This is a genomic window from Streptomyces fodineus (genome assembly GCF_001735805.1).
In the GTDB taxonomy this organism is placed as follows: Bacteria; Actinomycetota; Actinomycetes; order Streptomycetales; family Streptomycetaceae; genus Streptomyces; species Streptomyces fodineus.
Genome location: NZ_CP017248.1, coordinates 537,488 through 562,380, shown reverse-complemented (window position 1 = coordinate 562,380; position 24,893 = coordinate 537,488). Strand labels below are relative to the sequence as shown.

The following is a 24,893-nucleotide window of genomic DNA, read 5'->3' as shown; positions in this document are numbered from 1 at the left end:
CAATCGGCGGGGCGGAGGCTGCGGATCCAGATGAGCGAGCCGTGCAGCGGGGCCGGTGCAGCGGCCCCGGGTCACACGCCGACGGCACCGTCGATCCGTTCGCGGATGAGGTCGGCGTGTCCGTTGTGACGGGCGTACTCCTCGATCATGTGGATGAGCACCCAGCGCAGGCAGACCGTGCCCCGCCATGGGTCATGGCCCTCGATGTCGAGATGCGGGGCCTCGGCGACGAACGTTTCCGCGAAGGCGACTTCGGCGCGCCAGGCCGCCCAGGACGCCGCGACGACCTCGGGGTCGGGACCGGCGCCGTCGAAATCGGCCTCGGGGGCGTCCGGGGAGGAGAAGCTCAGTTCGACGTCGTGCCCGGCGAGCACGGCCCGGAACCAGCGGCGTTCGACATCGGCGAGGTGCCGGACGAGGCCGAGCAGGGAGAGCGAGGAGGGGGACACGGACCGCAGGGCCAACTCCGGCCCCAGTCCGGAGCACTTCAGCTTCAAGGTGGCGCGCTGGGCGTCCAGCACGGCCACCAGCATGCTCCGCTCGTCACCGGTCGCGGGGCCGCTGAACCGGTGCTCGCTTCCGGTGCCGGTGAACAGTTCGATCCGTCGGTCGGGAATCTTCATGCCCACATCATGGGTTCCGGGCGGCCTCACCGGAACCTGCGGTGGGATTCCGGGGCTTGAGCGCGGACGGGCACGGCTCGTGCCGGTGAACGGGAGGGCGGATCAGCGGTGGAGCATCATGCACGGCATCGCCATCCGCAAGCCAAGCCCCCACTCGTCCGGATCCGTAGCCTCCAACCCACTGATTGACCACGACTCCACACAGGCATGAGAGGCGCCGCCCCCCCACGCGCAGTGCCGACAGCGGGTGCGCGATGCCGGCGAGCCAGCCGCCGCCCGTGCACATGCCTCGGTCTGCGCTGAGCCGACCGCGGGGGAGCGGCTCAGTCGGAGCCGCCGGCCAGTTGCCGCAGGACGTCCACGGCCCGCTCGGCCTGCTCGTACGGTACGAAGAGGTGGTCGTGGTGGAAACCGGCGACGATGTTGCAGCTCAGGTCCGCGTCGGCGAGGGCGCGGGAGACGGCGGCGGTCAGTCCGACCGAGGCCAGCGCGGAGTGCACCCGCAGGGTGATCCAGCCGGCCACGTAGTCGTACGCCATCCCCGCCGCGTCCGCCTCCGCCTGCGGCACGACAAGGGTCAGGCCTTCCTGTTCGGCGACGGTCACCACGGGGGTGACACCGGACGGCACGCCGCCCTCCGCCATCGTGAAGACATAGCGGCCCGGATTCAGCTCCGGACGCATGTCGCTGAGCAAGGTGTGCAGATCAGTCTCGCCGGTCACGAGCACACCTTACGGGCCGACCGCCCACCGGCCGCGCAGGCGAGCGGTGAGGTCACGCCGTCGGCCGTCACGTCTCCCGGCCGCCGGACAGCCGGCGCCGCCACCAGTCCTCGGAACGCCACTGCCGGGCGGCGGCGAAGGGATCCGGCAGGGTCCGCCGGACGTACCTGTCGTCCAGGGCCCGTACGTGGCGTCTCAGCTCGTTGCGTGCCGAGGGCGGCAACCGCCGGACGACTTCCTCCAGTACGTCACGGGCGTGCCGCACGTCGTCGAAGGAACAACCGCGGCACCCGCACTCCGCATCCTGCGGATACCGGGGGCGTCGTCCGGGTGGGTGCAGGAACGCCCGGTACCGGCGCAGCGCGCGGTCGGTGGCCCCCGGGTACAGGTAGTAGTCGTCCGAGAGTGCCTCGACCAGTGCTGTCGCGACGCTCGTCCGGAGGGACAGGCCGTGGATCCGGAACGGCGGCAGTGCCCGTGCCGGACGGGCGGACTGTGCGGCGCGCAGCGCGCCGGGCCGCTTACGCGGCATGGGCCTTTCGGCGGGTGCGCATGACCCTCATCATGCCGTATGTGCGGCCCGGCGGCACTGAATTCGGGACGCGGTCAGCCGTGTGCCGGTGCGCCCGCGGTCGCGCCGTCGCTGATGTGCAGGACCGCGTCGACGGCGTCGAGTGTCGCTCGGTCGAGCGGGAAGTAGCCCTGCCCGGGATGTGTGTCCGTCCGGGTGCGGGCGGACGGAGCCATGCTGGCACTTTCCAGGCCCCAGGTGGTGATACGGCTCTGGAGGAGACCCTCGTGGGTGTCCGGGGCGGGGTCGTGCAGCCCGAGGGCCTCGCTGCGGCCCAGGCTGCCCGCGACGCAGACGTACCGCTCGCCCAGCAGGGACGACACGATGGCGCCGGCACCGGACCAGTCGGCGCCCCGGTCCCCCAGACGCCAAATGCTCGGGTTCCGCTGGAGGTGGAGGTTGTGCGCGAACACCAGGGTCGCGCCCCGGTCCTCCTCGATGCCCCGGATGTCCAGCAGGTTCTGGGCCATGAGCGCGTCCCGGGTGGCGAGCAGGCCCGCGATCCGGGGATTCGGTTCGAGGGGCAGCGACGACTGCTTGTGGTAGCGCAACAGGCCGAGGCCGGCGGTGAGATGGGTCCTGGCCCTGAACCACGCCTCGCGGGAGGTTGCCGTGATCAGCTCCGGGGCGCGGCTGTAGAGCGCGGTGAGCATGTCGTCCGCGAGCACGCGCAGTCGCCCGGCCTCGGTCGTGGCGCCGGGGGACATGGCGGCGTCCAGGACCGCCTCCGGTCGGCTCCAGCGTGTGTCGTCGCCGGTGAGGCCCGCGACGTCGAGGTCCAGTCGCAGGTAGTCGCGGGCGTGTTCCAGGTACGGCCGTGGGCTGGGGGCGCAGGTGTTCTCCGTCGGCGCGTCGAAGCCGTGGAAGGCCAGGCGTTCCTTTGGCGGCCGGTTCCGGTTGTGCTCGCGCATCCAGCTGACCAGCCGCCTGTTGGGCTCCTGATCTCCGAATCCGTGGGAGAAGCCCTCGCGCATGACCGTGTCGAGGCTTCCGGTTCCGCCCTGGACGTAGTCGTTCACGGCGAGCGCGGCCACGCGGTCGGTCTCCAGGGCGATGGACCGAAAACCGCGTTCGGCCAGCTGGGCGAACAGCTCGTTCCGGACGCGTCCGAAGGCCGGTTCCTGATGTGTCGGCTCACCGAGAGCCAACAGGTCGCATGACGGGGTGACGAGGTCTCGAACGTCCTGACTCATGGACCTCAATCGTATCCTTGAAAGGTCGATTGAGGCTTTTGGAGGAGTTCGGCGGGCAAAGAAGCTGTCCTCAGCGATCAGACCTGCGATAAAGTCTCAACCGGTGAGCACCTTGCGACCGACCGACCTCGCGCGCGAGCACGGCATCTCGACCCAGGCGGTGCGCAACTACGAGCGGCACGGATTCATCCCGCCTGCCGAGCGCACCGACAGCGGCTACCGGATCTACACCGACGTGCACGCGGCGGCGCTCCGCGCCTACCTCGCGCTCGTCCCGGCGTACGGCTATGCGGCCGCCGGCCAGATCATGACCGCACTCCACCGGGACGCACTCGACACGGCCCTGACCGCCATCGACCGAGCTCACAGCCAACTGCTGCGCGACCGGGACACCCTCGACGCCGTGCGCACAGCCGTGAACCACCTGACGGCCGAGTCCGGGGCTGCCCCGGATCGCGCGCCTGATCCCGGGACCCGCACCGTCGGCGAGCTCGCGCACCAACTCGGTGTCACTCCGGCGACCCTGCGCAACTGGGAGAGCGCCGGCATCGTCACCCCTTCCCGGGACCCGGCCACCGGCTACCGCGTCTTCCGCGCCGACGACATCCGCGACGCCGAGCTGGCGCACCTCCTGCGACGCGGGGGCTATCTCCTCGACCACATCGCCACCGTGGTCCAGCAGATCCGCACGGCCGGCGGCACGGACGCACTCGCCGCCTCCCTGGACGCCTGGCAGCGAAAGCTCACCGCGCAGGGCCTCGCCATGCTGCACGCGGCCACACGTCTCAACGCCTACCTGACTCACCTCGACGCCGAGAAGCTCTAGACGCCGCCACACTCGGTGTCAGCTCCTGACGTGCTCACCGGACTCGGGTGCCGAACTCGCCATCGCCCGGCCTCCGTTGCCCTGTTCACCGCGCGTGCTGGAGCCGTCGGCCCACGAGTTGGCCAAGCTGCCTTGACCCTGCGCGGAGCGGTACGCTGCGGCGGATGAGAGTCGGTACCGAACAGACCCGGCTGGTGGTGCTGCGAGGCAACAGCGCCTCGGGCAAGTCGTCCGTCGCGGCCGGGATGCGTGACCGGTTCGGCCGTGGGCTGGCCCTGGTGGAGCAGGACAACCTGCGCCGGATCGTGCTGCGCGAACGGGACCGGCCCGGAGCGGCGAACATCGGACTGATCGACACCGTCGCCCGCTATGCCCTGGACGCCGGCTATCACGTGGTCGTGGAGGGCATCCTGTACGCCGACCGCTACGGCGACATGCTCGCCAGGCTGCGCGCCGACCACCGGGGCCCGACCCACGGCTACTACCTCGACGTGCCGCTCGACGAGACCCTCGCCCGGCACGCGACCAAGCCGATCGCCGGCCAGGTGAGCGAGGCCGACCTGCGGGACTGGTACCGGCGGCGGGACCTGCTGCCCGGGGGAGTGGAGACGGTGCTGGGGGCCGGCAGTTCCGTGGCGGAGACGGTCGACCACATCATGCGCGACACCGGGCTGGCCGGCCTGCCGCCCCGGCACTTCTGACGTGATGCACGGGGAACCGGACGACTCCGCGGACGTCCGTGAGGCCCGGCGGCTGCTCGCCACCGAGTGGCGGGTCGACACCGACGCGATACTCGAAGGGGCCCGGCGCCTGATCGCCCAGGGGCCGCGGTACGCCGACGAGGCCGCCCGGCGTCTCGCGCTCGTCTTCACGGACAACCACCATCCCGGTTCCGCCCGACGCATCGAAGCCGCACGCCTGCGCGCCGCCCTCGGCGGGGACCACCTGCTCGGTGCCATGGGCAGCCTGCGGCTCGTCGTCAACGAGTACCGGGGCTATGGCGAGGAGCCGGACAACATCGACGGCGCCTGCGCGCCGGCCCGGCTCGCTCCGGAGTACAGGGCCGAGGGCGCCTGGGTGTTGCGGCGCATGCTCGGCGGCCATGTGGGCCGGCTCGACGACGGGGACCGGGCCTACGCACTTCCTCGCCTGGCCGAATTGAGGGGGCTCGTCCTGATGCCCGAACTTCCGGGCGAGGGACGGGACTTCCCCGCCCATGGCCTGGCGCACGGGGTCGAGGCGCGTTGGCTCGAAGGCCGGGGCACCGTCGCAGGCAGGCAGGCAGGCAGGCAGGCCGGACCGGCCCTTGTGGTACGTGAGCCACGGGCATCGTACGGACGAGGGTGCCACCGTCGTCGTATCCACCTGGCGGCCCGTCGCCGACCGGTACGGTGAGCACGGGACCGCGGAGGTTCTCACCCATGCCCGCCTCGACAGTCTCGCGGGCGCCCTGCACCAGGCGTTCCCTCCGGGCTCCGACGGGAACCGGGCCGAGGAGGGATACCGCGAGGCCGGCCGGCTCGATCCGCGGCTCGCATGGGCGACGAGGATCGGCATCCGAGTGGGCGAGGGCCCGGCCGAGTTCGAGTTCCTGCCGGTGGGCGACGCCTGGGCCGCCGTCGCAGGGACCGGTTCCCCGGCGATCGGCGTCTACGGCCGTGGCGCCGAGCCCGGCGAAGTGGCGATCGTCCCCACCCAGCCGTAGCAGACCCGGCGCCGGCCCCTTCCGGCGGACCCGGCTGGAGGCGGTCTGCTCGCTGCGGCCTCCAGCCGGGGGTCCCATCAGGCGCTGGTGGCAGGGGCGTTGAAGTAGTGCCCCTTGTCGAGGTCCGCGAGGAGATCCGGGTGGGTCGGGTGCCAGCCCAGCAACTCGCGGGTCAGGGTGTTCGACGCCGGGAGGTCGAGGCCGAAGAAGCCGGCCAGCCAGCCGAAGTGCTCGGCGGCGGCCTCGGGTGTCAGGGAGACCACCGGCATGTCGAGGTGCCGGCCGATCGCCTCGGCGACGTCACGGATCGCGACGCCCTCCTCCGCGACGCCGTGCAGCACCGAGCCGGCCGGGGCCTTTTCGACCGCCAGGCGGAACAGATGAGCGGCGTCCAGGCGGTGCACGGCCGGCCAGCGGTTGGCGCCGTCGCCGATGTAGCCGGAGACGCCCTTTTCGCGGGCGAGGGAGACCAGCATCGCCATGAAACCGTTGTCTCCCTCGCCGTGGCAGGTGGGGGAGAGCCGCACCACGGAGGAGCGGATACCGCGGGAGGCGAAAGAGAGTACCTGCTGTGCGGTGGTCGACCGGATCGAGATCGGTGAGCCGTCGACCGTGGGCATGTCCCGCTCGGTCGCCGCCCGCCCGAGCGTCAGGCCGGCGAGGCCCGAGGCGAGGACGAAGGGCCGGTCGCTGCCGGCGAGCGCCTCGCCCAAGACGTCGACGGCGCGGCGGTCGGCCTCGGCGGCTCCCTGGAAATCGCCGGTGAAGGCGATGTCGTGCTTGAAGGCGAGATGGATCACCCCGTCCGACGCGGCGGCCGCGTCCCGCAGCACGTCGAGGTCGTCGACCGTGCCGCGGACGACCTCCGCGCCCGCCGCGGTGAGCACGGCGGCGGAGGCGTCGGAACGGGCGAGCCCGGCGACCTGGTGCCCGGCCTCTATCAGTTCGGGCACGACGGCGGAGCCGATCCAGCCGGAGGCGCCGGTGATGAAGATACGCATGGGAGACCCCAAACACTCGATGTCAGTCACTGTCATAGACGGTACACCCGATGTCAGCACCTGTCATCACGTAAGATCTTCGTATGGGTAGATGGGAGCCGGACGCGCGCGGACGCCTGGCCAAGGCCGCACTGGCGCTCTACGCCGAGCACGGGTACGAACAGACCACCGTGGCGGAGATCGCCAAGCGGGCCGGGCTCACGGAGCGGACCTTCTTCCGGCACTACGCCGACAAGCGCGAGGTGCTCTTCGCCGGCGCCGGTGAACTGGAGGAGCTGTTCGTGCGGGCGGTCGCCGGCGCCCCGGAGTCCGCCGCGCCGCTCGACGCGCTGACGGTCGGGCTGGACGCCGTCGCCGAGATGTTCGCCGACCGGCGGGAGTTCGCGCGCCGGCGGCAGGCCGTGATCACGGCGAACGCGGAACTCCAGGAGCGCGAGCTGATCAAGCTCGCCTCGATGACGGCCGCGCTCACGGGCACCCTGCGCGGCCGCGGTGTCGCGGAGCCGACCGCGAGCCTGGCCGCCGAGGCGGCGGTCGCCGTCTTCAAGGTGACCTTCGAGCGCTGGATCGCGCCGGACGAGGAACGCACGATGCAGCAGCTGACCCGGGAGTCCCTGGCCGAACTCAAGGCCGTGACCTCGGTCGTATAGGCGACAGCACCGCCTGCGGGAACGCGGACGGTGATGTCGGTGCGCTTCTCCTCGCCCGAGGTCTACGGCAGGCCCCACGCTCGCCGTCGCCGGTCGTCGCGTAGATCGAGGCGGCACCGGTGTAGCTGTGGCCCCGCTGGGCTCCGGTCAGCGCGTACCAGCGGGCCACTGGCTTCGTGACCAGGTCCCGGCTTTCGGGCTGGTCCCAGGTGACAAGGTGGAGCGGGTACACCATCAGCGGATGCGAGTAGTTCCGGTGGGACTGCGCGTACGGGGTGTCGGCGCCGATCATGAAGCCGTTGCCGTCGGCCGGATACGGTGTGAGCCGGGCCAGCACCTCCTGCCAGCGCGGCCTCAACTCGTCGTCGATACCCAGCAGTTGTGCCGACTCGATGAGCGTCTGGCAACCCCAGCGGATCAGGGCCAGGTCGTAGTTGGTGTCCTGCGGGGGCACGACGGGGTATTCGGGTGAGAGTGTGCTCGGCAGGTGGAGGCGGCCGTCGCTGCCCGGGGTTGAGGAAGTGCAGGCAGCAGTTGACCGCCCGGCGCAGCACCGGGTAGATCGTGTCGCGGAGCAACGCCTTGTCCATGGAGTGCCGGTAGGACAGCCACACGTTGTGCAGCGCCCAGGTGAGGTCGCCGGTCTCGGCACCGGTACCCGGTTCCCCCGCGGCACGGTCGGCGAACATGTCGGAGCTGCGGCCGATGCCGGAGCTGTCCGGGCGGTAGGCGGTGGGCACGTTGGCGGTTCGCTGTTCCTGGTTCTGCCGCACCGTGGAGGTGGCCCTCACAGGGCCGCCCGCACGGCTGGCGGAGGGCCACCTTGTAGAGCTGGATCCAGTGGAAGCGCTGCAGCCGCTGGTCCGGGAACGACACGAAGCTCTTCCGGTAGAACGCGTGCCACCAGTTGGTGTGGCGTCGCCGTAGGACGCCGTACGAGGGTGCGCGCCGGAGGTTGCGCGGCGAGTCGGCCTCGGCGGCCGAGGAGGAGGGGAAGCTGTGACCGAGGCTGAGCAGGAGGCCGTCCCCGGTGCGGCGGTGGCAGGTCACGGTCCGGCCGCCGCCGGTGAGGGGCTGGACCACCTGCGCGGTGCCGTCGTCGGCGGTCCGGGTGGTCCAGGGAGGCGGTGTAGCCGGCGGTCGTCGTGACGGTGCCGGTCGGTTCGGCGTTCCACAGGCTCAGCCGCCAGTCCACGGCGGTGACGGTGCCCACCGGGTCGAGGGTGAGATGCCCGACCGGCAGCCGGCAGGTGCCCCAGCCGCTACCGAACTCGGGGCGGTGGTCCTGGACCCGGCCGTGCACAACGCACCGAAAACGGTGGGGGTGCAGATCTCGGCGCGTCGCCTCCATTGACGTTCCGATAACGATCTACCGAAGATCGGCACACACGTCCATGGAACATCCATACGATCCTGCGTATGAACAGAGCTGTGAAGATCGGCCTGGCCGGTACATGCACCGCGCTGCTCGCCCTCGGGGGAATCGGTACCTACAACATCCTGCACAGCCTGGCCTCCGGGTCGGCGGGTGACGACAGTTCCCAGGACGCGCGCGGTTTCGACCCCTCGGCGCTGTCGAGCACGCCCCCGTCGGACGCCGAGGCGCTGAAGCTGACCCGTGCGTTCCTGGACAACTGGGCCCAGCGGCACCTGGACGGCGCGGGCGGCGCCACCGACGTACCGGACACCGCCGCGCAGGCACTGCGCGGCTACACCGACGGCCTGCACCTGAAGAAGCTGTCGTTCGATCACATCGTTGCGGCAGGACCCTCGTCGGTGACGGCGGGAGCCGCGAAGGTCACCTTCGACGTCACCGCACAGGTCGCGGGCGGCACCTGGAGCTACCCGAGCGCGGTGGCGGTGCTGAAGAGCACGAACGGCCGGCTTGCGGTCCACTGGAACAACTCGGTGCTGTATCCGGGCCTCGGCGAGGGCCAGTCGCTGACCGCGGGCAAGCTGCCGGCCGAACCGGGCGATACAAAGGTCGTCGCGAGCGACGGTAAGACCGACCTGTCCCGTTTCGCGTCGCTGCGGGACATCGCGGCGACGATCGGCAAGAACGCCAAGCCCACGGGCGGCACCCCCGGAACGGGTGTGGCCGTGGTCGACGGTTCAGGGGCGGGAGTGAAGACGCTGAAGGCCTTCACCAAGGGCCGCCCGGCGGTCGTGGGGACGACCATCGACGCGGGCCTGCAGAGGGTGGCCGAGCAGGCGGTGAAGGACGCTCACCTGCAGCAGAAACCCGCCGGGACCGTGGCGCTCGACTGGCGCAACGGCCACATCCTCGCGCTCGCGCACACGGGCGACGACGGCGACATCGCCATCAACGGCATCAAGTCGCCCGGCTCCACGATGAAGATCATCACCTCGGCGGCCCTCTTCGACAAGGCGGGCCTCACCCCGAACAGCCCGGCGCCGTGCACGGACTCGCTGACGGCCAACAGCCAGCTGTTCCACAACGACTCCGGCGTGCGGGCCAACCCCGGCTCCTCCCTCGCCCAGGCGTTCACCGTGTCGTGCAACACCTCCTTCATCAAGGACGGTTTCCACTACCTGGTGCACGACGGCGACTCCTCGGCCCTGAACGACGAGGCGGTGAACGTCTTCGGCATGGGCAACTGGTCCATCGGCGGCGGGATCGCCACCACCGACCCGAGCATCCCGCCGGACGTCCAGGGCGGCGACCAGGCGGCCCAGTTCATCGGCCAGGGCAAGGTCACCGCCACGCCGCTGTTCATGGCGTCCGTGGCGGCCACCGTCCGCAACGCCGGGTTCGAGCAGCCGATCATCTTGCCGGCACAGCACCAGGAAGCCGCGGCCCGGCCCATCTCCGCCCGCACGGCCGGCTATCTGCAGTCGATGATGCGCGGCGTCGCCACCGGCGGTACGGCGGCTCCGCGCCTGGGCGGCCTCGCGGGCGTCGGCGCCAAGACCGGCACCGCGGAGGAGGGCGACCACACCAACGGCTGGCTGACCGCCTACGACTCCCGCATCGCGGTGGCGGCGCTGGTCGAGGGCGGCAGCTCCGGTGTGGACTCCGCGGGGTACGTCGTACGACAGCTGCTGACCGGGGGCTGATCGCCAACGACCCCGAGCCGTACGGAACTTGTGGAGGGGGGCGAGTCACCCCCTCCGCTCCTGCGCCTTGCCGACGCGGATGTCGACGATGTGGTCCAGTCCGGCACGGGAGATGTTGGCCGCGGCGACGGCGGCGTAGTCGGGGTCGCTCTCGAGCGTGACCAGGCAGCCGTCGTCCGGCAGGGCCCGGGCGAGCCAGATGGCGCGTCGACAGGGGTCCACGTGCCGCCGAAAGCAGTTGAGGCGCGGGCCGGGGTCGGGGAGGGTCTGTGGTCATGGAGTTCCTCTGCTACCACCGTGATCGGCCCGGCTCCTTGCCCCTGCGCGATGAGCTGCTGGAACGGCACTGGGCCTACATGGACCAGTACGCCATGGAGATGATCGCCCGCGGCCCGACCCTGGCCGCCGACGACGAGACGCCCACCGGCAGCGTGCACATCCTCGACCTGCCGGACTCCGCGGCGGCGCGGGCCTTCGCCTTCGACGAACCCAACTACCAGGCCGGCGTGTACCGGGACGTACTGCTGCGCCGCTGGCGCAACACGCTGGGGCGCACCATGTGGGACTTCCCCGGGGGCCGGACCGGCGGCAACCGGTATCTGGTGCTCGGCCTCGGCGCCGCGCAGCCGTCCGACGCCGTCCGCGACGTGCCGCCGCCGGACCGGGACGAGCTGATCGCGTACGGACCGCTGCTCTCCGACGACGGCGCCACCTGGCTCGGCACGGCGGCACTGCTCCGGGCGCCCGACCCGGACGCGGCACGAGCCGTGCTGACCGCGGACCGGTACGCGGACGTCGAGGTCCATGCCTGGACGTTCGGCGGCCGACAGTGACCTGGCCGGGCCGACGGCGCACCGGTCCCGTACAAGCGCCATGAATTTCTACGAGAGGATTCCGTCCTGCCGGCGCGTCATCGAGCTGTCCGGGTGAAGTGCGTGACCGGCCGTTCGAGGCGTTCACCGTCCACCGTGATGTCGACGGCCTCGTTGTAGAACGCCAGCAGTCCCTTGATCGCGGCCACCGCGGGCAGCGGCTCGGGATAGCTCCATACGACGTCGGGCGGGACGTCCGCCTCACTCTCCTCGTCGCGCTCACCGTGCCAGGACCAGTACTCGGCCGTGCCCTTGTAGGGGCAGCCGGTGTGGTGCTCGGTGGGGCGGAACAGGCCGAGGCGGACGTCCTCGCGCGGGACGTAGTAGCGCGTGGGCAGACCGGTCTCGAAGAGCAGCACCGGGCGGCGGGTGTCGGCGACGACCCTGCCGCCGATCTCGACGACGACGTGCCGGCTGCTGGGGATGGCGTCGACCCGTTTGTGCGGGTCGCGGGGGTGGACGAAGATCTCCTCTTCCTCCTCGTACCAGTGGTCCAGCCCCCTGCCGGTGCGCCGGGACCATTCGAAGGCGATGTGGCCGGCCAGGTCCTCGGCGGGAAACGTCCAGGCCGCGTTCCCCAGCAGCTCGCCGCCCACTTCGAGGTCGTAGAACAGCGTCGATCCGGTATGGGCTCCGGTCGGCGGGTGCTTCGCGGGGCGCAGCAGGTCCTCGCGGACCTCCGCGCGCGGGAAGGCGTACAGCGGCACGGGGACGCCGGGCTCCCACACGAGCACCGGGTGGCGGCTGTCGACGACGGTGACCTCGCCTGTGCGGCCCCGTACCCAGCGTTCGCTGGGTTCCCAGACAAGGCCTTCGGGTGTGGTTCGTAGCGACGGGGCGGTGGTGGGGTCGGCCATGGCGGATCGGTCTCCTTCCCCTCGGCCGGGTGAGGCGGTCGGGGCCCGCCCACCGCGGCGGCTCCATGCTGTCGCAGCCGGAGGCCACATGCCAGGTTGGAGTGAAGGGGCTATGCATGGCCATGCGGAATGTTGCATACTCTTCCTATGTCCAAGGTCCTCACTTCCCTTCCGGTCGGCGAGCGCGTCGGCATCGCCTTCTCCGGCGGCCTCGACACGTCGGTCGCCGTCGCCTGGATGCGCGACAAGGGCGCCATCCCGTGCACCTACACCGCCGACATCGGCCAGTACGACGAGCCCGACATCGCCTCGGTGCCGGGCCGTGCGGCGACCTACGGAGCCGAGATCGCGCGCCTGGTCGACTGCCGTGCGGCCCTGGTCGAGGAGGGGCTGGCCGCACTCGCCTGCGGCGCGTTCCACATCCGCTCGGGCGGCCGTGCCTACTTCAACACCACGCCCCTCGGCCGCGCCGTCACCGGCACCCTCCTGGTCCGGGCGATGCTCGAGGACGACGTACAGATCTGGGGCGACGGCTCGACGTTCAAGGGCAACGACATCGAGCGGTTCTACCGCTACGGCCTGCTCGCCAACCCGCACCTGCGGATCTACAAGCCCTGGCTGGACTCCGACTTCGTGACCGAGCTGGGCGGCCGCAAGGAGATGTCCGAGTGGCTGCTCGCGCACGGGCTGCCGTACCGCGACAGCACCGAGAAGGCGTACTCGACGGACGCCAACATCTGGGGCGCCACCCACGAGGCCAAGACCCTGGAGCACCTGGACAACGGCGTGGAGACCGTCGAGCCGATCATGGGCGCCCGGTTCTGGGACCCCACCGTCGAGATCCTCGCCGAGGACGTGACGATCGGCTTCGACCAGGGCCGCCCGGTGACGATCAACGGCAAGGAGTTCGCCTCGCCGGTCGAGCTGGTCATGGAGGCGAACGCCATCGGAGGCCGGCACGGCCTCGGCATGTCGGACCAGATCGAGAACCGGATCATCGAGGCCAAGAGCCGCGGCATCTACGAGGCGCCCGGCATGGCCCTGCTGCACGCGGCCTACGAGCGCCTGGTCAACGCGATCCACAACGAGGACACCCTCGCCCAGTACCACACCGAGGGCCGCAGGCTCGGCCGGCTCATGTACGAGGGCCGCTGGCTGGACCCGCAGGCGCTGATGATCCGCGAGTCGCTGCAGCGCTGGGTCGGTGTTGCGGTCACCGGCGAGGTCACGCTGCGGCTGCGGCGCGGCGAGGACTACTCGATCCTCGACACCACGGGCCCGGCGTTCAGCTACCACCCGGACAAGCTGTCCATGGAACGCACCGACGACTCCGCCTTCGGCCCGTCGGACCGCATCGGCCAGCTCACCATGCGCAACCTCGACATCGCCGACTCCCGCGCGCGCCTGGAGCAGTACGCGGGCCTCGGCATGGTCGGCACCGAGCACCCGGCGCTGATCGGCGCCGCCCAGGCCGCCGCCACCGGTCTGATCGGCGCCATGCCCTCCGGCGGCGCCGAGGCGATCGCCTCCCGCGGCGAGGTCTCGGAGGAGGACGAGGCCCTGGACCGCGCCGCGATGGAGTCCGGCACGGACTGACACCGCTCACCGGCCGAACGCCTTGGGCAGCGGGCCCCGTCGGTTCCCCACCGGCGGGGCCCGTCGTCGTAGGCCGCCCGTCGGAGAGCCTGTGCCCGCCGATCGCGACGCCGCAGCCTGAGCCTCTCGTACCCTGTGTCCCGTGCCGTCCCCCCGCCTGCAACGCGTCGCCGTCCTCGTGCTCGAAGGTGCCAAGCCGCTGGACGTCGGGATTCCCGCGCAGGTGTTCACCACGCGGGCGAGCATGCCGTACGAGGTGCGGGTGTGCGGGGCGGCGCCCGGGCTCGTCACGGGCGGGGACGGGCTGTCGTACCACGTCGCCCATGGCCTGGAGGCGCTCGCGTGGGCCGACATCGTCTTCATTCCCGGGTACCGGTTTCCGGACCGCGAGGATCCGCCACGCCCCGTCGTCGACGCGCTGCTCGCCGCCCACGCCCGGGGCACGCGGCTCGCCGCCATCTCCACAGGGGCCTTCGCGCTCGCGGCCACGGGCCTGCTCGACGGCAAGCGCGCGACGACGCACTGGCACTACTCGCGAGCGCTCGCGCAGAAGCATCCGCTCGTCCAGGTCGACGAGAACGTTCTCTTCGTCGACGAGGGCAGCGTGCTGACCTCGGCCGGCGCCGCCTCCGGCATCGATCTGTGCCTGCACATCCTGCGCAAGGACCTCGGGGTGGCCGTGTCGAACCATGCGGCGCGGCGCCTGGTCGCCGCACCCTACCGCAGCGGAGGCCAGGCCCAGTACGTGCCGCGCAGCGTGCCCGAGTCGCTGGGCGAGCGGTTCGCCGCGACCCGCGAGTGGGCGTTGCACCGCCTCGGCGAGCCCCTCACCCTCACCGTGCTCGCCCGGCATGCCGCGGTCTCGCCGCGCACGTTCTCCCGGCGCTTCGTCGAGGACACCGGGTACACCCCGATGCAGTGGGTCATGCGTGCCCGCGTCGACCTGGCCAGGGAACTGCTGGAGCGTTCGGAGCGCAGCATCGAGCAGATCGCCGCCGACGTCGGTCTCGGCACCGGCACGAACCTGCGAACCCACTTCCAGCAGATCCTCGGCACCACCCCCAGCGAATACCGGCGTACCTTCACCCAGGGCGAGTAGCCGCCCTGGCGAGATTCTTGCGAACGGTGGCGCTCTCGACACTGTCATGAGCGGACACGGCACGCGACGCTGATGGGGAACCGAGGGCACGTGAAGGGACTCCACTCTTGACTCGCATAGCCATCAACGGATTTGGCCGCATCGGACGCAATGTGCTGCGCGCACTCCTCGAACGCGACAGCGCCCTCGAGGTCGTCGCCGTGAACGACCTCACGGAACCAGCCACCCTCGCCCGGCTGCTCGCCTACGACACCACGGCCGGACGGCTCGGCCGCCCCGTGACCGTCGACGGGGACACCCTCGTCGTCGACGGCCGGCGCATCAAGGTCCTCGCCGAGCGTGAACCGGACCGACTGCCCTGGGCCGCACTCGACGTGGACATCGTCCTCGAGGCGACCGGCCGCTTCACCTCGGCGAAGGCCGCCCGCGCACACCTCGACGCGGGCGCGCGGAAGGTGCTCGTCAGCGCGCCCTCCGACGGCGCCGACGTCACGCTCGCGTACGGCGTCAACACCGACGCGTACGACCCGGCACTGCACACGATCGTCTCGAACGCCTCCTGCACCACCAACGCGCTCGCGCCGCTGGCCGCCGTGCTGGACGAACTCGCCGGGATCGAGCACGGCTTCATGACGACGGTGCACGCCTACACCCAGGAACAGAACCTTCAGGACGGTCCGCACCGCGACGCCCGCCGTGCCCGCGCCGCCGCCGTCAACATCGTGCCGACCACGACGGGCGCGGCGAAGGCGATCGGCCTCGTGCTGCCGAACCTCGACGGCAAACTGTCGGGCGACTCGATCCGCGTGCCCGTTCCGGTGGGCTCGATCGTCGAACTCAACACGACCGTCGCCCGCGACGTGACCCGCGACGAGGTACTGGCGGCGTACCGTACCGCCGCCCAGGGGCCGCTCGCCGGCATCCTCGAGTACTCGGACGACCCGCTCGTGTCGTCCGACATCACCGGCAACCCGGCCTCGTCGGTCTTCGACTCCGCCCTCACCCGTGTCGACGGCCGTCACATCAAGGTGGTCGCCTGGTACGACAACGAGTGGGGCTTCTCCCACCGCGTGATCGACACCCTCGAACTCCTCGCCGGGCGCTGACCGGAGACCGAAACGGGGCCCCTGTGGTCCGCCGGGGGAGCCGCCCCGTATCAGCCCCGTGTTGCCACCCTCCCGAGAAAGCCGTGGTCAGCGCATGTGGAGTGGTGGCAACACCCTGATCGTCGTAGGGAAAGCCCCCCGTCCGGTCCGGTGACTGGCAGGCTGTTCCGGTCGAACGGCCGTGCCGAGACTCGACGGCATGACGATTTCCACTCATGCCTCGGTCGCCACCGAGGCGTCGGCCGCACGGCCCCGCCCGTCCGGCTCCGGAGCAGGCAGCGACTTCGCCCGGCTGAACCGGCGTATCGCCGAGGCCGGGCTGCTGAAGCGGCGCCCCGGCTACTACACGGCACGGCTCGCCATGGTGATCGGGCTGCTGGCGGCGGGCTGGGGGACCTTCCTCGCGCTCGGCGACACCTGGTGGCAGCTGGCGGTGGCCGCCTTCCTCGCGTTGGTGTTCGGTCAGGTCGCCCTGGTGGCACATGACTTGGCGCACCGTCAGGTCTTCCGGCGCGCCCGGCCGAGCGAGGCATGGGGCCGGCTCTTCGGCAACCTCGGGATCGGCATGAGCTACGGCTGGTGGATGAACAAGCACACCCGTCACCACGCCAACCCCAACCACGAGGAACTCGATCCGGACGTCGCCCCGGACATCCTCGTGTGGTCCGAGGCCCAGGCCCGCGACAGCCGTGGTCTGGCCCGTCTCATCGGCGGCCACCAGGCGTGGCTGTTCTTCCCGCTGCTGACACTGGAGGGCTTCAACCTGCACGTCGCAAGCGTGCGGGCGCTGCGCTCGCCGTCCATGAAGCACCGGATGCTGGAGGGCGGCCTGCTCTTCCTGCACCTCGCGGCCTATGTGTCCGCGCTGTTCCTCGTGCTCCCGGCCGGCAAGGCCATCGCGTTCCTCGCCGTGCACCAGTGCCTGTTCGGCGTCTACCTCGGCTGCACCTTCGCACCGAACCACAAGGGCATGCCCACGCTCACCGGTGACGAACGGCCCGACTTCCTGCGCCGCCAGGTCCTCACCTCCCGCAACGTACGCGGCGGCCGGCTCATCGATGTGCTGCTCGGCGGGCTCAACTACCAGATCGAGCACCACCTCTTCCCGAGCATGCCGACCCCCCACCTGCGGCGGGCCCAGGTCCTCGTGCGCGCGTACTGCGCGGAGATCGGCGTCCCGTACCACGAGACCGGCCTGATCCGGTCCTACCGCGAGGCCCTCACCCACATGCACCGGGTGGGGGAACCGATCAGGCGTCAGCGCAAGGCTTCTTGACGGCAGCCGGGAAGCCCTGGCGTCCGCCTCAGCCCGCGAGCAGCATCGCGAGCTCCACGACACCGAGCAGCGCGAGGTACGCCCAGGCGTAGGCGCGGTCCGGGATCCGGGGCGGGCGTCGCCGCAGCACCGCGATGACCGGCAGGGCGCCGGCGAGCAGCGCCCCGGCCGCGCGGAGGTCGACGAGGCCGACGAGGTGCGGGTGGGCGTGTGCGGCGACGGTGTCCGTGCCGTGCAGGGACAGTGCGGTGGCGGGCAGCGCGATGGCGAGCGTGAGGGGATTGGCCAGTGCGGTCGCCACCCGCATCGGGTGCCCGGCGCGCCGTAGCGCGGGAACGGTCATGACACTCCCGCCCACGCCGAGGAAGGCCGCCACCGCGCCGATCGGGGCACCGAGGACGGCGGGCAGCGGACGGGCCACCTCGCGGGATTTGGCGACCTTCCCGCCGGGTCGGCCCGGACGCAGAAATCCGGGGCGCAGGAGCAGATCGACGATGGTGAGCGCGACGTAGACGACGAAGCCCCAGTGGGCCTGACCGGCAGGCGCGTGGCGGGTGGCGAGCGCACCGGCCGCGGCGCCGACCGCCAGCAGGAGCAACAGGGTGCCGCTGCTGCGCAGGGCCGCGAGGACATGCCGGGGTGTGACGGCCGTGGCGAACGCCGCGTTCACCAGCATGACCAGGGCCGAGGTGGCCGTCGCCACCCGCATCGCGTCCGCGCCGAGGGCCGCGTTCGCCCACACCACGACCGGGACCGCGACGAACCCGCCGCCGAACCCGAACAAGACGGTCGTCACCCCGGTGAGGAGTCCGACCCCGAGCAGTACCAAGAAGTCCACACGGCCACCTCACCAGCTGCGGTGATCTGCCCGCATGCGATGCCCGGCACCATTCCTTCGAGACTCGGCCCCTACAGTGGCCGCGTGAAGAACGTCTCCCTGGACGACGTCGACCATGTCGACCGGGCCGTCCTGCCCATCGGCACCGACTACCCGCGGGGTCAGGTGCTCGACTGGCACCGGCACCGGCGCGCACAGTTCCTCTACGGCGCCACCGGCATCATGGTCGTCGACACCCCCGAGGGCACCTGGACCGTCCCGCCGGAGCGGGCCGTACTGATCCCGGCCACCACCCGGCACCGGGTCCGCATGCTGGAGGTCAGCACCCGGAGCCTGTACATCGAGCCGGACGCCGTGCCGTGGTGGCCCGCCACCTGCACGGTCGTGGACGTTCCGGCGCTGCTGCGCGAACTGCTCCTGGCCGCGGTCGAGTTCGAGGCCGACTACGGCCTCTCCGGCCGGGAGGGCTGTGTCGTGGCGCTCCTCCTGCACGAGATCGCCGCGCTCACCCCGCTGCCGTTCCACGTCGCGATCCCCGCCGCCCCCGACCTCGCGGCGATCTGCCGTGCGTACCTGGCCGCCCCGGACGCCGGGGTCACCAACGCGGCATGGGCCGCGCGGGCGGCCATGAGCGAACGGGCCTTCACCCGGCGTTTCCGGGCCGAGACCGGGCAGAGCCCGGCGGTCTGGCGCACCCGCGCGCGCCTGCTCGCCGCCCTTCCGCTGCTGCGTACGGCGTCGGTCACCGAGGTCTCCGGCCGCCTCGGCTATGCCTCTCCCGCCGCACTGACCGCCGCCTTCACCCGTGCCTTCGGCATGCCACCGTCCCGCTTCACCTCAGGCCACCGCAACGTGGGCTGACCACAAGCCCGTTCAGTCCCTGGACCGACCGGAGTCCTGGTGACCCGGGCCGGTCACCAGGCGTCCTGAAGCAGCCGCGTCACCGCCTCCGCCTCCGGCGTACGAGGGTTGGGGTAGGGCTGGGCCGCGACCCGCCCGGCGACGGCCCGCAGCCCCTCACGCGGCACACCGAGGGCGCGGAGCGTGGTCGGACCGGTGTGGCTCCGGGCCAGGCCGCCGACGACCGTCACCGGGTCGCCGCCCGTGATCCGCGCCAGCCGGGCGGCGGCGTTCGGCGCGGCCGGCAGGTTGAAGGCGAGGACATGCGGGAGCAGAAGCGCGTGCAGCTCGGCGTGCGGCAGGTCGAAGGTGCCGCCGAGGGCGTGGGCGAGCTGGTGGTGCAGGCCCATACGGGTCTGGGCCAGGCAGAGACCGGCCAGCCAGGCGGACTGCTGGAGGCGCTCGCGGCCCCCGAGTCCCGCCGGGTCGGCGAGCACCTCGGGGAGCACCGAGAGGATGCCGTCGGCGGCCTCGGTCGCCAGGGCGTCGCTCGCGGCGGTCGCATCGGGCGCCCACAGGGCTTCCACCGCGTGGGCGAGGGCGTTCAGGGCGCTGGTCAGGGTGAGACCGGGCGGCATGAGGAGGGTCAGCTCCGGGTCGTAGACGACGGTGCCCGGCGCGATGGCCGGATCGCGGCGGGTGGTCTTCACACCGTCCCTCGTCTCGCCCAGCACGGGGGTCACTTCGGAGCCCGCGTAGGTCGTGGGCACGGCCACCTGCGGCAGCCCGGTGCGCACCGCCAGCGCCTTGGCCAGGCCGACGGCGGAGCCGCCCCGAGGGCCACCACGCTGTCGGCGTTGGACGTGCGCAGCAGTTCCAGTGCCTCCTCGGTGACGGCGACCGGGGTGTGCGCGACGGGCCGGCCGAAACGCGCCGCCAGACGGGGGCCGAGGGCGGCGGCCAGTTCGTCGGCCGCCTTTCGGGCCGAACCCGTGGCGACGAGCAGCACCCGGCCGGAGCCGAGCCGTTCGGTCTCCTCGGGGACGGCATGACGGGCACCGGCGCCCAGGAGGACCCGGGAGGGCAGTGTCTCGTGCACCGTCACATGACCGGTGGCGGCGGCGTCGGTCATGGTTGCGCTCCTCGCTGGACGGTGAGGGGGAAGTCGACGTGACGGAACGGGTTGGGCAGCCCGTGCTCGGCGGCCCGGGCGGGGTCGTCGACCTGGGCGAAGCTCCGGATCAGACTCTCCTTGACGCCGAAGACGGCGTCGGAATCCAGGTACGGCGAGCCGTCGACGAAGAGATGCGTGGTCAGCGTGCGGATGCCGGGCGCGGACACCTCGACGTGGATGTGCGCGGCCCGGTTCGAGTGACGTCCGCCCGCCTTGAGCAGAGCGCCGACCGGGCCGTCGGTGGGGATGGGGTAGTAGCGCGGCACGATCGTACGGAACCAGAACCTGCCGTCCTCGTCGGCGGTGAACAGGCCCCGGAGATTGCGCTCGGGCACCTCGCCGGGCCGCTGCACGTCGTAGAAACCGTCCGCGTCGGCCTGCCACACGTCGATGCCCGCGCCCGCGACGGGCCGGCCGTCGCCGTCGGTGACCCGTCCGGTGACCAGGCATGGTTCGCCGCCCCGCCCTGCCTCGTCGATGCTGTCGCCGAGGGCACGCGGCGGCGAGTCGACCATGTGGAAGGGACCCTCCACCGTCGACTCCGTGAACTGCCCGTCGGCCGGCTGGTTCAGTGTCTCCACCAGCATCGACACACCCAGCACATCGGACAGCAGGATGAACTCCTGCCGGGTCTCGTCGCACTTCTGGCCGGTCCCGGTGAGGAAGCGGATGCCCGCCGCCCATTCCTCCGTGGTGAGTCCGACGTCCTTGACGAAGGCGTGGGTGTGCCGCACCAGGGAGCCGAGGATCTCCTTCAGCCGCTCGTCGGTGGCGCCGGCGAAGCTCGCGGCGACGATCTCCGCCGAGCGCTCCGCCTCGAACAACCCCGGCAGCGGGGCCGCGCCGGAGATCCCGGTGGTGTGTTCGGCCATGTCTCCTGCTTCCCGGCCGGCGTACGACGCGCTGGAGCCGCAGCCGGCCTGTTCGCAACGAATCTCCGCACAACGTAGCCATGGCCCCTGTGCGCCGTCCGCCGGCCGCGCAGGTGTCGTCGTGCGGTGCTCAGCCCGACGGCGTGACCAGCCCCGTCTCATACGCCGTGATCACCAGCTGCACCCGGTCGCGGGCGCCGAGTTTGGCGAGCAGCCGGGAGACGTGGGACTTGGCCGTGGCCACCGTGATGAACAGGTCCTGCGCGATCTCGGTGTTGGACCGGCCGCGTCCGACCAGGGTCAGCACTTCCCGTTCCCGCTCGGTGATGCCCTCGAGCCGACGCACGGAGGGTTCCGCACCGGCCGGGCGGTGTTCGACGAAGTCCGCGATCAGACGGCGTGTCACACCCGGCGCGATCAGTGCGTCTCCGGCGGCGACCACGCGGATCGCGGTGAGGATGTCGTCCAGCGCCATGTCCTTGACGGCGAAACCGCTGGCGCCGGCCCGCAGCGCGCCGTAGACATGGTCGTCCTCGTCGAAGGTGGTCAGGATGAGCACGCGGGTCGGCAGGGAACCGGCCGTGATCCGGCGCGTGGCCTCGATGCCGTCCATGCCGGGCATCCTGATGTCCATCACCACGACGTCGGGGCCGGTCTCCCCGACCCGCTCGACGGCCTCCGCGCCGGTGGCGGCCTCGCCGACGACCTCCAGGTCGGGGTGATCGGCCATGAGGACCCGCAGGCCGGACCGCACCAGCGGCTGGTCGTCGGCCAGGACGACCCGGACCGTCACCGGGTCTCCTGCGCGACGCCGACGGGTTCGGGCAGCGGCAGGCGCGCCGCCACCCGGAAGCCGCCCTCGGGTCGCGGCCCGGCGCTGAACCGGCCTTGCAGCAGAGCCGCCCGCTCCCGCATGCCGATGAGACCGAAACCGTGGGCCGGGCCCTCCCCGGCGACGCCGCGCCCGTCGTCGACGACCTCCACCGACAGCTCCCCGTTCCCGTAGCCGAGGGCCACCGTGCAGTGTCCGGTGCCCGCATGGCGGACCACGTTGGTCAGCGCCTCCTGAACGATACGGTAGGCCGCCAGCTCGACGTCGGCCGGCAGGGGCCGCTGCTCCCCGCTGATGTGCACCTCGACCCGTACCCCCGCGTCCGCCGTGGCCGCGGCCAGCCGTTCGATGTCCGCGAGCCCCGGCGCGGGCGCGGGCGGCGCCGGTTCGCCCGTCGCCGGGTCCGGCTCGGCCTGACGGAGTGCCACCAGGGTGCGCCGCAGCCCGGACAGGGTCTGTCTGCTGGTGGTCTCGATGGTGTGCAGGGCGTCGCGGGCCGCATCGGGTTGCGTGCGGATGACCCGGCTGCCCACCCCGGCCTGGATGGCGATGACGCCGACGCTGTGCGCGATGACGTCGTGCAACTCCCGGGCGATCCGCAGCCGTTCGGCGGTGACGGCCTCGGCCACCTCCTGTGCGCGCAGCGCCACCGCGTGCTCGCGCCGTTCGCGGCTCAGCAGCCCGAGCGTGCAGGACGCGGCCATCGCCAGCAGCCCGACGACGCCGTCCACGATCAGGAAGTCCGGGCCGTGTGCGAAGAGACCGATCGTCACCGACTGCACGCCGAGAGCGAGGGATACGGCGACGACGGACACCCTGCGCGTGCAGGTGGCGACGATGTACCCCAGGACGAGGTCCGCCGCCAGGTACGACAGGAACTGGCCCTGATACGACAAGGCCAGGCTCGCATGGGCGGTACGGCGGGGCACGACCACCGCGGCGGTGGCACCGAGAAGCGCCAGGACCAGGGCCGTCAGCGGCGTCCGCCGCAGCACCCCGACGAGCAGGCTCACCGCCGGCAGCGACCCGACGGCGACAAGAGGGCCCGAGTCCTGGGGCGCGCCCGTCACCAGGACCAGCAGCAGGAAGACGTACAGCAGGGCACCCGCCCAGGCCGTGACCGTCGCTCGCGTCACCCCCGGCACGCGCTTGCGGCGGGGACATCGCGCTGCGAAGGACGCGAGGGATGTGGTGGTCATGCCGCGAGACTAACCAGGAGTCCGAGCACCCGGCATCGGCCCGGGGACGTACACCCGGGGGCCAATCCGCCGGGCGCATTGCCTCCCACGGCCTCATGCACGCACAGGGCACCTGCCGTCACCGTTGTCGCCGTGATCGAAGTCAACCAACTCACCAAGCGCTACGGCGACAGGACAGCCGTCGAGCAACTGACCTTCACCGTGCGGCCGGGACAGGTCACCGGCTTCCTCGGCCCCAACGGAGCAGGCAAGACCACCACCTTGAGGATGATCCTCGGCCTGGACCGGCCCACCGGCGGCACCGCCACGGTCGGCAAGGCCGACTTCCGCAGCCATCCGCGTGGCCTGCGGCACGTCGGCGCACTCCTGGACGCCACCCAGGTCCACGGCGGACGCAGCGCGGCGACCCACCTGTCCGCGCTGGCCCGGAGCAACGGCATCCCGGCGCGCCGCGTCGAGGAGGTGTTGCAGGAGGTCGGTCTGGCCGAGGCCGCCCGGGGGCGCATCGGCGGGTTCTCGCTCGGCATGAAGCAACGGCTCGGCATCGCCGCCGCCCTGCTCGGTGATCCGCCGGTGCTGATGTTCGACGAGCCGATCAACGGCATGGACCCGGAAGGTGTTCTCTGGGTACGGCGCCTCTTCCGCCGCCTGGCCGCCGAGGGACGCACGGTGTTCCTCTCCAGTCACCTGATGTCGGAGATGGAGAACACCGCCGACCAGCTCGTCGTCATCGGCCGGGGCCGGCTGATCGCCGCCGAGTCGGTGGCGGACTTCGCGGCCCGCAGCACGCGCGGCAGCGTCGTGGTGGGCAGCCCGCAGGCCGCGGCGCTGGCGGCGGTCCTGACCAGCGCCGGCGCATCGGTCGAGCCGCAGGACATGACAGGCGCCCGGAAACTCACCGTGACCGGCTTGCCTGCGGACCGGATCGGGGCGCTCGCCCTGGAACACCGGATCCCGCTCAGCGAACTGACCACGAGGACTGCCTCACTGGAGGAGGCGTTCATGGAACTCACCGCCGACAGCGTCGAATACCTGGCAGGACAGCCCCGATGACCACACCCACCGCCCCGACGCCTGCCCGCTTCGCCGACCTGATCGCCTCCGAGTGGACCAAAACGCGCTCCTTGCGCTCCACTTGGTGGACGATCGCGCTGACCAGTCTGTTCGTCATCGGCTCCGCCGCCGTTGCGGCCATCGCGGACTACCACGATCTGGCGGCCGCCGGCACGAGCGCGCACAGGCCCGCGGACTTCCGGCCCTGGGACGCCTGCCCGCCGTCCGGCTACATGACGCTGACGCTGGTCGCCGCATGCGTAGGCGCCATCACGATCGTGAGCGAGTACAGCAGCGGCCTGATCCGCACCACCACCGTGGCGGTCCCCGCCCGCGGCTCGGTCGTACTGGCCAAGGCGACCGTCACCGCGGCACTGTGGATCGCCGTCGGTGCGGTCGTATCCACCGGTTCCTTCCTGGTCTCCCAGGCCATCCTGAGCGGACAGCACGCCGGAGTCTCGATCACGCACGCGGGTGTACCGAGGGCGCTCGTGGCATCGGCACTGCTGGCTCCGGTCTGCGCACTGACCGGGCTCGGCCTGGGCGTCCTGATCCGGCACAGCGCCGCGACCATGGCCACCTGCGCCTTCACCTTGCTGATGCTGCCCACGGTCTTCTCACAGGACAAGCGGTGGTCCGCCGACATCCGCCACGCCATGATCTTCAGCGCCTGGCAGCGCCTGGTCCAGAACTGGCAACCGGACCCGAGCTCCCGCACCTTCACGGCCACGGTCGCCGCTTCCCGGATCGTGTACGGGCTGTGGCCGCTGATCGCGCTCACCGTGGCCGTGCTGGTCGTCAGGAAGCGGGACGTGTGACAGCCGGCTCCGGGCAGCCCGCGCCCGGAGCCGGCGCGCGGTTTCTCCTCCTGACCCGGCTCCGCCTCAAGTCCCTCCTAGGCGGGGCGTTC

26 protein-coding genes and 2 pseudogenes are annotated in these 24,893 nt (G+C 71.6%); 14 read left to right on the top strand and 14 right to left on the bottom strand.

Going from position 1 to position 24,893, the window contains the following annotated elements:
* Positions 1-71: 71 nt before the first annotated feature.
* The 4 genes from BFF78_RS02525 to BFF78_RS02510 form a co-directional block, all read right to left on the bottom strand.
* Entirely contained in the window at positions 72-623 is a 552-nt protein-coding gene (locus tag BFF78_RS02525; RefSeq protein WP_099054811.1) for a DinB family protein, read from the bottom strand.
* 323 nt (positions 624-946) lie between these two features.
* Positions 947-1,345 (bottom strand): ACT domain-containing protein, encoded by a 399-nt coding sequence (locus BFF78_RS02520; RefSeq protein WP_069776748.1) that lies wholly within the window; start codon positions 1,343-1,345, stop codon positions 947-949.
* Between the two features lie 67 nt (positions 1,346-1,412).
* The gene (locus BFF78_RS02515; RefSeq protein ID WP_069776747.1) at positions 1,413-1,877 is read right to left on the bottom strand and encodes a hypothetical protein; all 465 of its coding nucleotides are present in this window, start codon (positions 1,875-1,877) and stop codon (positions 1,413-1,415) included.
* A 74-nt stretch (positions 1,878-1,951) separates the two neighbouring features.
* Positions 1,952-3,109 (bottom strand): erythromycin esterase family protein, encoded by a 1,158-nt coding sequence (locus tag BFF78_RS02510; protein ID WP_069776746.1) that lies wholly within the window; start codon positions 3,107-3,109, stop codon positions 1,952-1,954.
* A 103-nt stretch (positions 3,110-3,212) separates the two neighbouring features.
* Here BFF78_RS02510 and BFF78_RS02505 point away from each other — a divergent pair, with 103 nt between their 5' ends.
* From BFF78_RS02505 to BFF78_RS02490, 4 genes are all read left to right on the top strand, one after another.
* A complete protein-coding gene (locus tag BFF78_RS02505) occupies positions 3,213-3,935 on the top strand; it encodes a TioE family transcriptional regulator (RefSeq protein WP_069776745.1) in 723 nt (240 codons plus the stop codon).
* A gap of 164 nt (positions 3,936-4,099) precedes the next feature.
* A complete protein-coding gene (locus tag BFF78_RS02500; protein ID WP_069776744.1) occupies positions 4,100-4,636 on the top strand; it encodes an AAA family ATPase in 537 nt (178 codons plus the stop codon).
* 1 nt (position 4,637) lies between these two features.
* Positions 4,638-5,330, top strand: a complete 693-nt coding sequence (locus tag BFF78_RS02495) for a hypothetical protein (RefSeq protein ID WP_069776743.1) — start codon at positions 4,638-4,640, stop codon at positions 5,328-5,330.
* Positions 5,251-5,640 (top strand): hypothetical protein, encoded by a 390-nt coding sequence (locus BFF78_RS02490; protein WP_069776742.1) that lies wholly within the window; start codon positions 5,251-5,253, stop codon positions 5,638-5,640. Before BFF78_RS02495 ends, BFF78_RS02490 begins: the two co-directional genes overlap by 80 nt.
* A 77-nt stretch (positions 5,641-5,717) precedes the next feature.
* Here the strand turns inward: BFF78_RS02490 and BFF78_RS02485 are convergent, their stop codons facing one another.
* Positions 5,718-6,641, bottom strand: coding sequence for an SDR family oxidoreductase (locus BFF78_RS02485; RefSeq protein WP_069776741.1), 924 nt, complete (start codon positions 6,639-6,641; stop codon positions 5,718-5,720).
* Between the two features lie 83 nt (positions 6,642-6,724).
* Here BFF78_RS02485 and BFF78_RS02480 point away from each other — a divergent pair, with 83 nt between their 5' ends.
* Positions 6,725-7,291 (top strand): TetR/AcrR family transcriptional regulator, encoded by a 567-nt coding sequence (locus BFF78_RS02480; RefSeq protein ID WP_069776740.1) that lies wholly within the window; start codon positions 6,725-6,727, stop codon positions 7,289-7,291.
* A gap of 79 nt (positions 7,292-7,370) precedes the next feature.
* Here the strand turns inward: BFF78_RS02480 and BFF78_RS42515 are convergent.
* A pseudogene (locus tag BFF78_RS42515) lies at positions 7,371-8,597 on the bottom strand (glycosyl hydrolase family 95 catalytic domain-containing protein); the annotation flags it as partial.
* Between the two features lie 113 nt (positions 8,598-8,710).
* On the opposite strand from BFF78_RS42515, the gene BFF78_RS02470 reads away from it, so the two are divergent.
* Positions 8,711-10,369: a penicillin-binding transpeptidase domain-containing protein gene (locus BFF78_RS02470; RefSeq protein WP_069776738.1), complete on the top strand. Its 1,659-nt coding sequence runs from the start codon at positions 8,711-8,713 to the stop codon at positions 10,367-10,369.
* 45 nt (positions 10,370-10,414) lie between these two features.
* Here the strand turns inward: BFF78_RS02470 and BFF78_RS42510 are convergent, their stop codons facing one another.
* Complete coding sequence (locus tag BFF78_RS42510; protein WP_079161113.1) at positions 10,415-10,591, bottom strand: O-methyltransferase; 177 nt, start codon at positions 10,589-10,591, stop codon at positions 10,415-10,417.
* 53 nt (positions 10,592-10,644) lie between these two features.
* Between BFF78_RS42510 and BFF78_RS02465 the strand changes: the two genes are divergently transcribed.
* Positions 10,645-11,202 (top strand): YciI family protein, encoded by a 558-nt coding sequence (locus BFF78_RS02465; RefSeq protein WP_069783324.1) that lies wholly within the window; start codon positions 10,645-10,647, stop codon positions 11,200-11,202.
* 77 nt (positions 11,203-11,279) lie between these two features.
* Here BFF78_RS02465 and BFF78_RS02460 read toward each other — a convergent pair whose 3' ends face one another.
* On the bottom strand, positions 11,280-12,098 hold the full coding sequence (locus BFF78_RS02460) for a DUF427 domain-containing protein (RefSeq protein WP_069776737.1): 819 nt from the start codon (positions 12,096-12,098) through the stop codon (positions 11,280-11,282).
* Positions 12,099-12,245: 147 nt separating this feature from the next.
* Here BFF78_RS02460 and argG point away from each other — a divergent pair, with 147 nt between their 5' ends.
* From argG to BFF78_RS02440, 4 genes are all read left to right on the top strand, one after another.
* Positions 12,246-13,694 carry an argininosuccinate synthase gene (gene argG, locus BFF78_RS02455; protein WP_069776736.1) on the top strand — a complete coding sequence of 483 codons (1,449 nt, stop codon included), beginning with the start codon at positions 12,246-12,248 and terminating at the stop codon, positions 13,692-13,694.
* Between the two features lie 142 nt (positions 13,695-13,836).
* Positions 13,837-14,793: a GlxA family transcriptional regulator gene (locus BFF78_RS02450; RefSeq protein WP_069776735.1), complete on the top strand. Its 957-nt coding sequence runs from the start codon at positions 13,837-13,839 to the stop codon at positions 14,791-14,793.
* A gap of 107 nt (positions 14,794-14,900) precedes the next feature.
* The gene (gene gap, locus BFF78_RS02445; RefSeq protein ID WP_069776734.1) at positions 14,901-15,899 is read left to right on the top strand and encodes a type I glyceraldehyde-3-phosphate dehydrogenase; all 999 of its coding nucleotides are present in this window, start codon (positions 14,901-14,903) and stop codon (positions 15,897-15,899) included.
* A 199-nt stretch (positions 15,900-16,098) separates the two neighbouring features.
* Positions 16,099-17,175, top strand: coding sequence for a fatty acid desaturase family protein (locus tag BFF78_RS02440; RefSeq protein WP_069776733.1), 1,077 nt, complete (start codon positions 16,099-16,101; stop codon positions 17,173-17,175).
* Between the two features lie 28 nt (positions 17,176-17,203).
* Here BFF78_RS02440 and BFF78_RS02435 read toward each other — a convergent pair whose 3' ends face one another.
* The gene (locus BFF78_RS02435; protein ID WP_099054810.1) at positions 17,204-18,013 is read right to left on the bottom strand and encodes a sulfite exporter TauE/SafE family protein; all 810 of its coding nucleotides are present in this window, start codon (positions 18,011-18,013) and stop codon (positions 17,204-17,206) included.
* A gap of 84 nt (positions 18,014-18,097) precedes the next feature.
* Between BFF78_RS02435 and BFF78_RS02430 the strand changes: the two genes are divergently transcribed.
* Positions 18,098-18,874 (top strand): AraC family transcriptional regulator, encoded by a 777-nt coding sequence (locus BFF78_RS02430; RefSeq protein WP_069776732.1) that lies wholly within the window; start codon positions 18,098-18,100, stop codon positions 18,872-18,874.
* Positions 18,875-18,927: 53 nt separating this feature from the next.
* On the opposite strand, the gene BFF78_RS50465 is transcribed toward BFF78_RS02430, so the two are convergent.
* The 5 genes and pseudogenes from BFF78_RS50465 to BFF78_RS02410 all read right to left on the bottom strand — a co-directional run bounded on the left by BFF78_RS50465 (position 18,928) and on the right by BFF78_RS02410 (position 22,930).
* Positions 18,928-19,491 carry a dehydroquinate synthase/iron-containing alcohol dehydrogenase family protein gene (locus BFF78_RS50465; protein ID WP_472573259.1) on the bottom strand — a complete coding sequence of 188 codons (564 nt, stop codon included), beginning with the start codon at positions 19,489-19,491 and terminating at the stop codon, positions 18,928-18,930.
* A gap of 75 nt (positions 19,492-19,566) precedes the next feature.
* Positions 19,567-19,985: pseudogene (locus tag BFF78_RS50460) on the bottom strand (iron-containing alcohol dehydrogenase); the annotation flags it as partial.
* The gene (locus BFF78_RS02420) at positions 19,982-20,899 is read right to left on the bottom strand and encodes a dioxygenase family protein (RefSeq protein ID WP_069776731.1); all 918 of its coding nucleotides are present in this window, start codon (positions 20,897-20,899) and stop codon (positions 19,982-19,984) included. The pseudogene BFF78_RS50460 and the gene BFF78_RS02420, both read right to left, overlap by 4 nt.
* A 130-nt stretch (positions 20,900-21,029) precedes the next feature.
* Positions 21,030-21,692, bottom strand: a complete 663-nt coding sequence (locus BFF78_RS02415) for a response regulator (protein ID WP_069776730.1) — start codon at positions 21,690-21,692, stop codon at positions 21,030-21,032.
* The gene (locus BFF78_RS02410; RefSeq protein WP_069776729.1) at positions 21,689-22,930 is read right to left on the bottom strand and encodes a sensor histidine kinase; all 1,242 of its coding nucleotides are present in this window, start codon (positions 22,928-22,930) and stop codon (positions 21,689-21,691) included. Before BFF78_RS02410 ends, BFF78_RS02415 begins: the two co-directional genes overlap by 4 nt.
* 132 nt (positions 22,931-23,062) lie before the next feature.
* On the opposite strand from BFF78_RS02410, the gene BFF78_RS02405 reads away from it, so the two are divergent.
* Both BFF78_RS02405 and BFF78_RS02400 read left to right on the top strand, forming a co-directional pair.
* Positions 23,063-23,983: an ABC transporter ATP-binding protein gene (locus BFF78_RS02405; RefSeq protein WP_069776728.1), complete on the top strand. Its 921-nt coding sequence runs from the start codon at positions 23,063-23,065 to the stop codon at positions 23,981-23,983.
* Positions 23,980-24,801, top strand: coding sequence for an ABC-2 transporter permease (locus BFF78_RS02400; protein WP_069776727.1), 822 nt, complete (start codon positions 23,980-23,982; stop codon positions 24,799-24,801). The genes BFF78_RS02405 and BFF78_RS02400 overlap by 4 nt, the downstream gene beginning before the upstream one ends.
* The last annotated feature ends 92 nt before the right edge of the window (positions 24,802-24,893 follow it).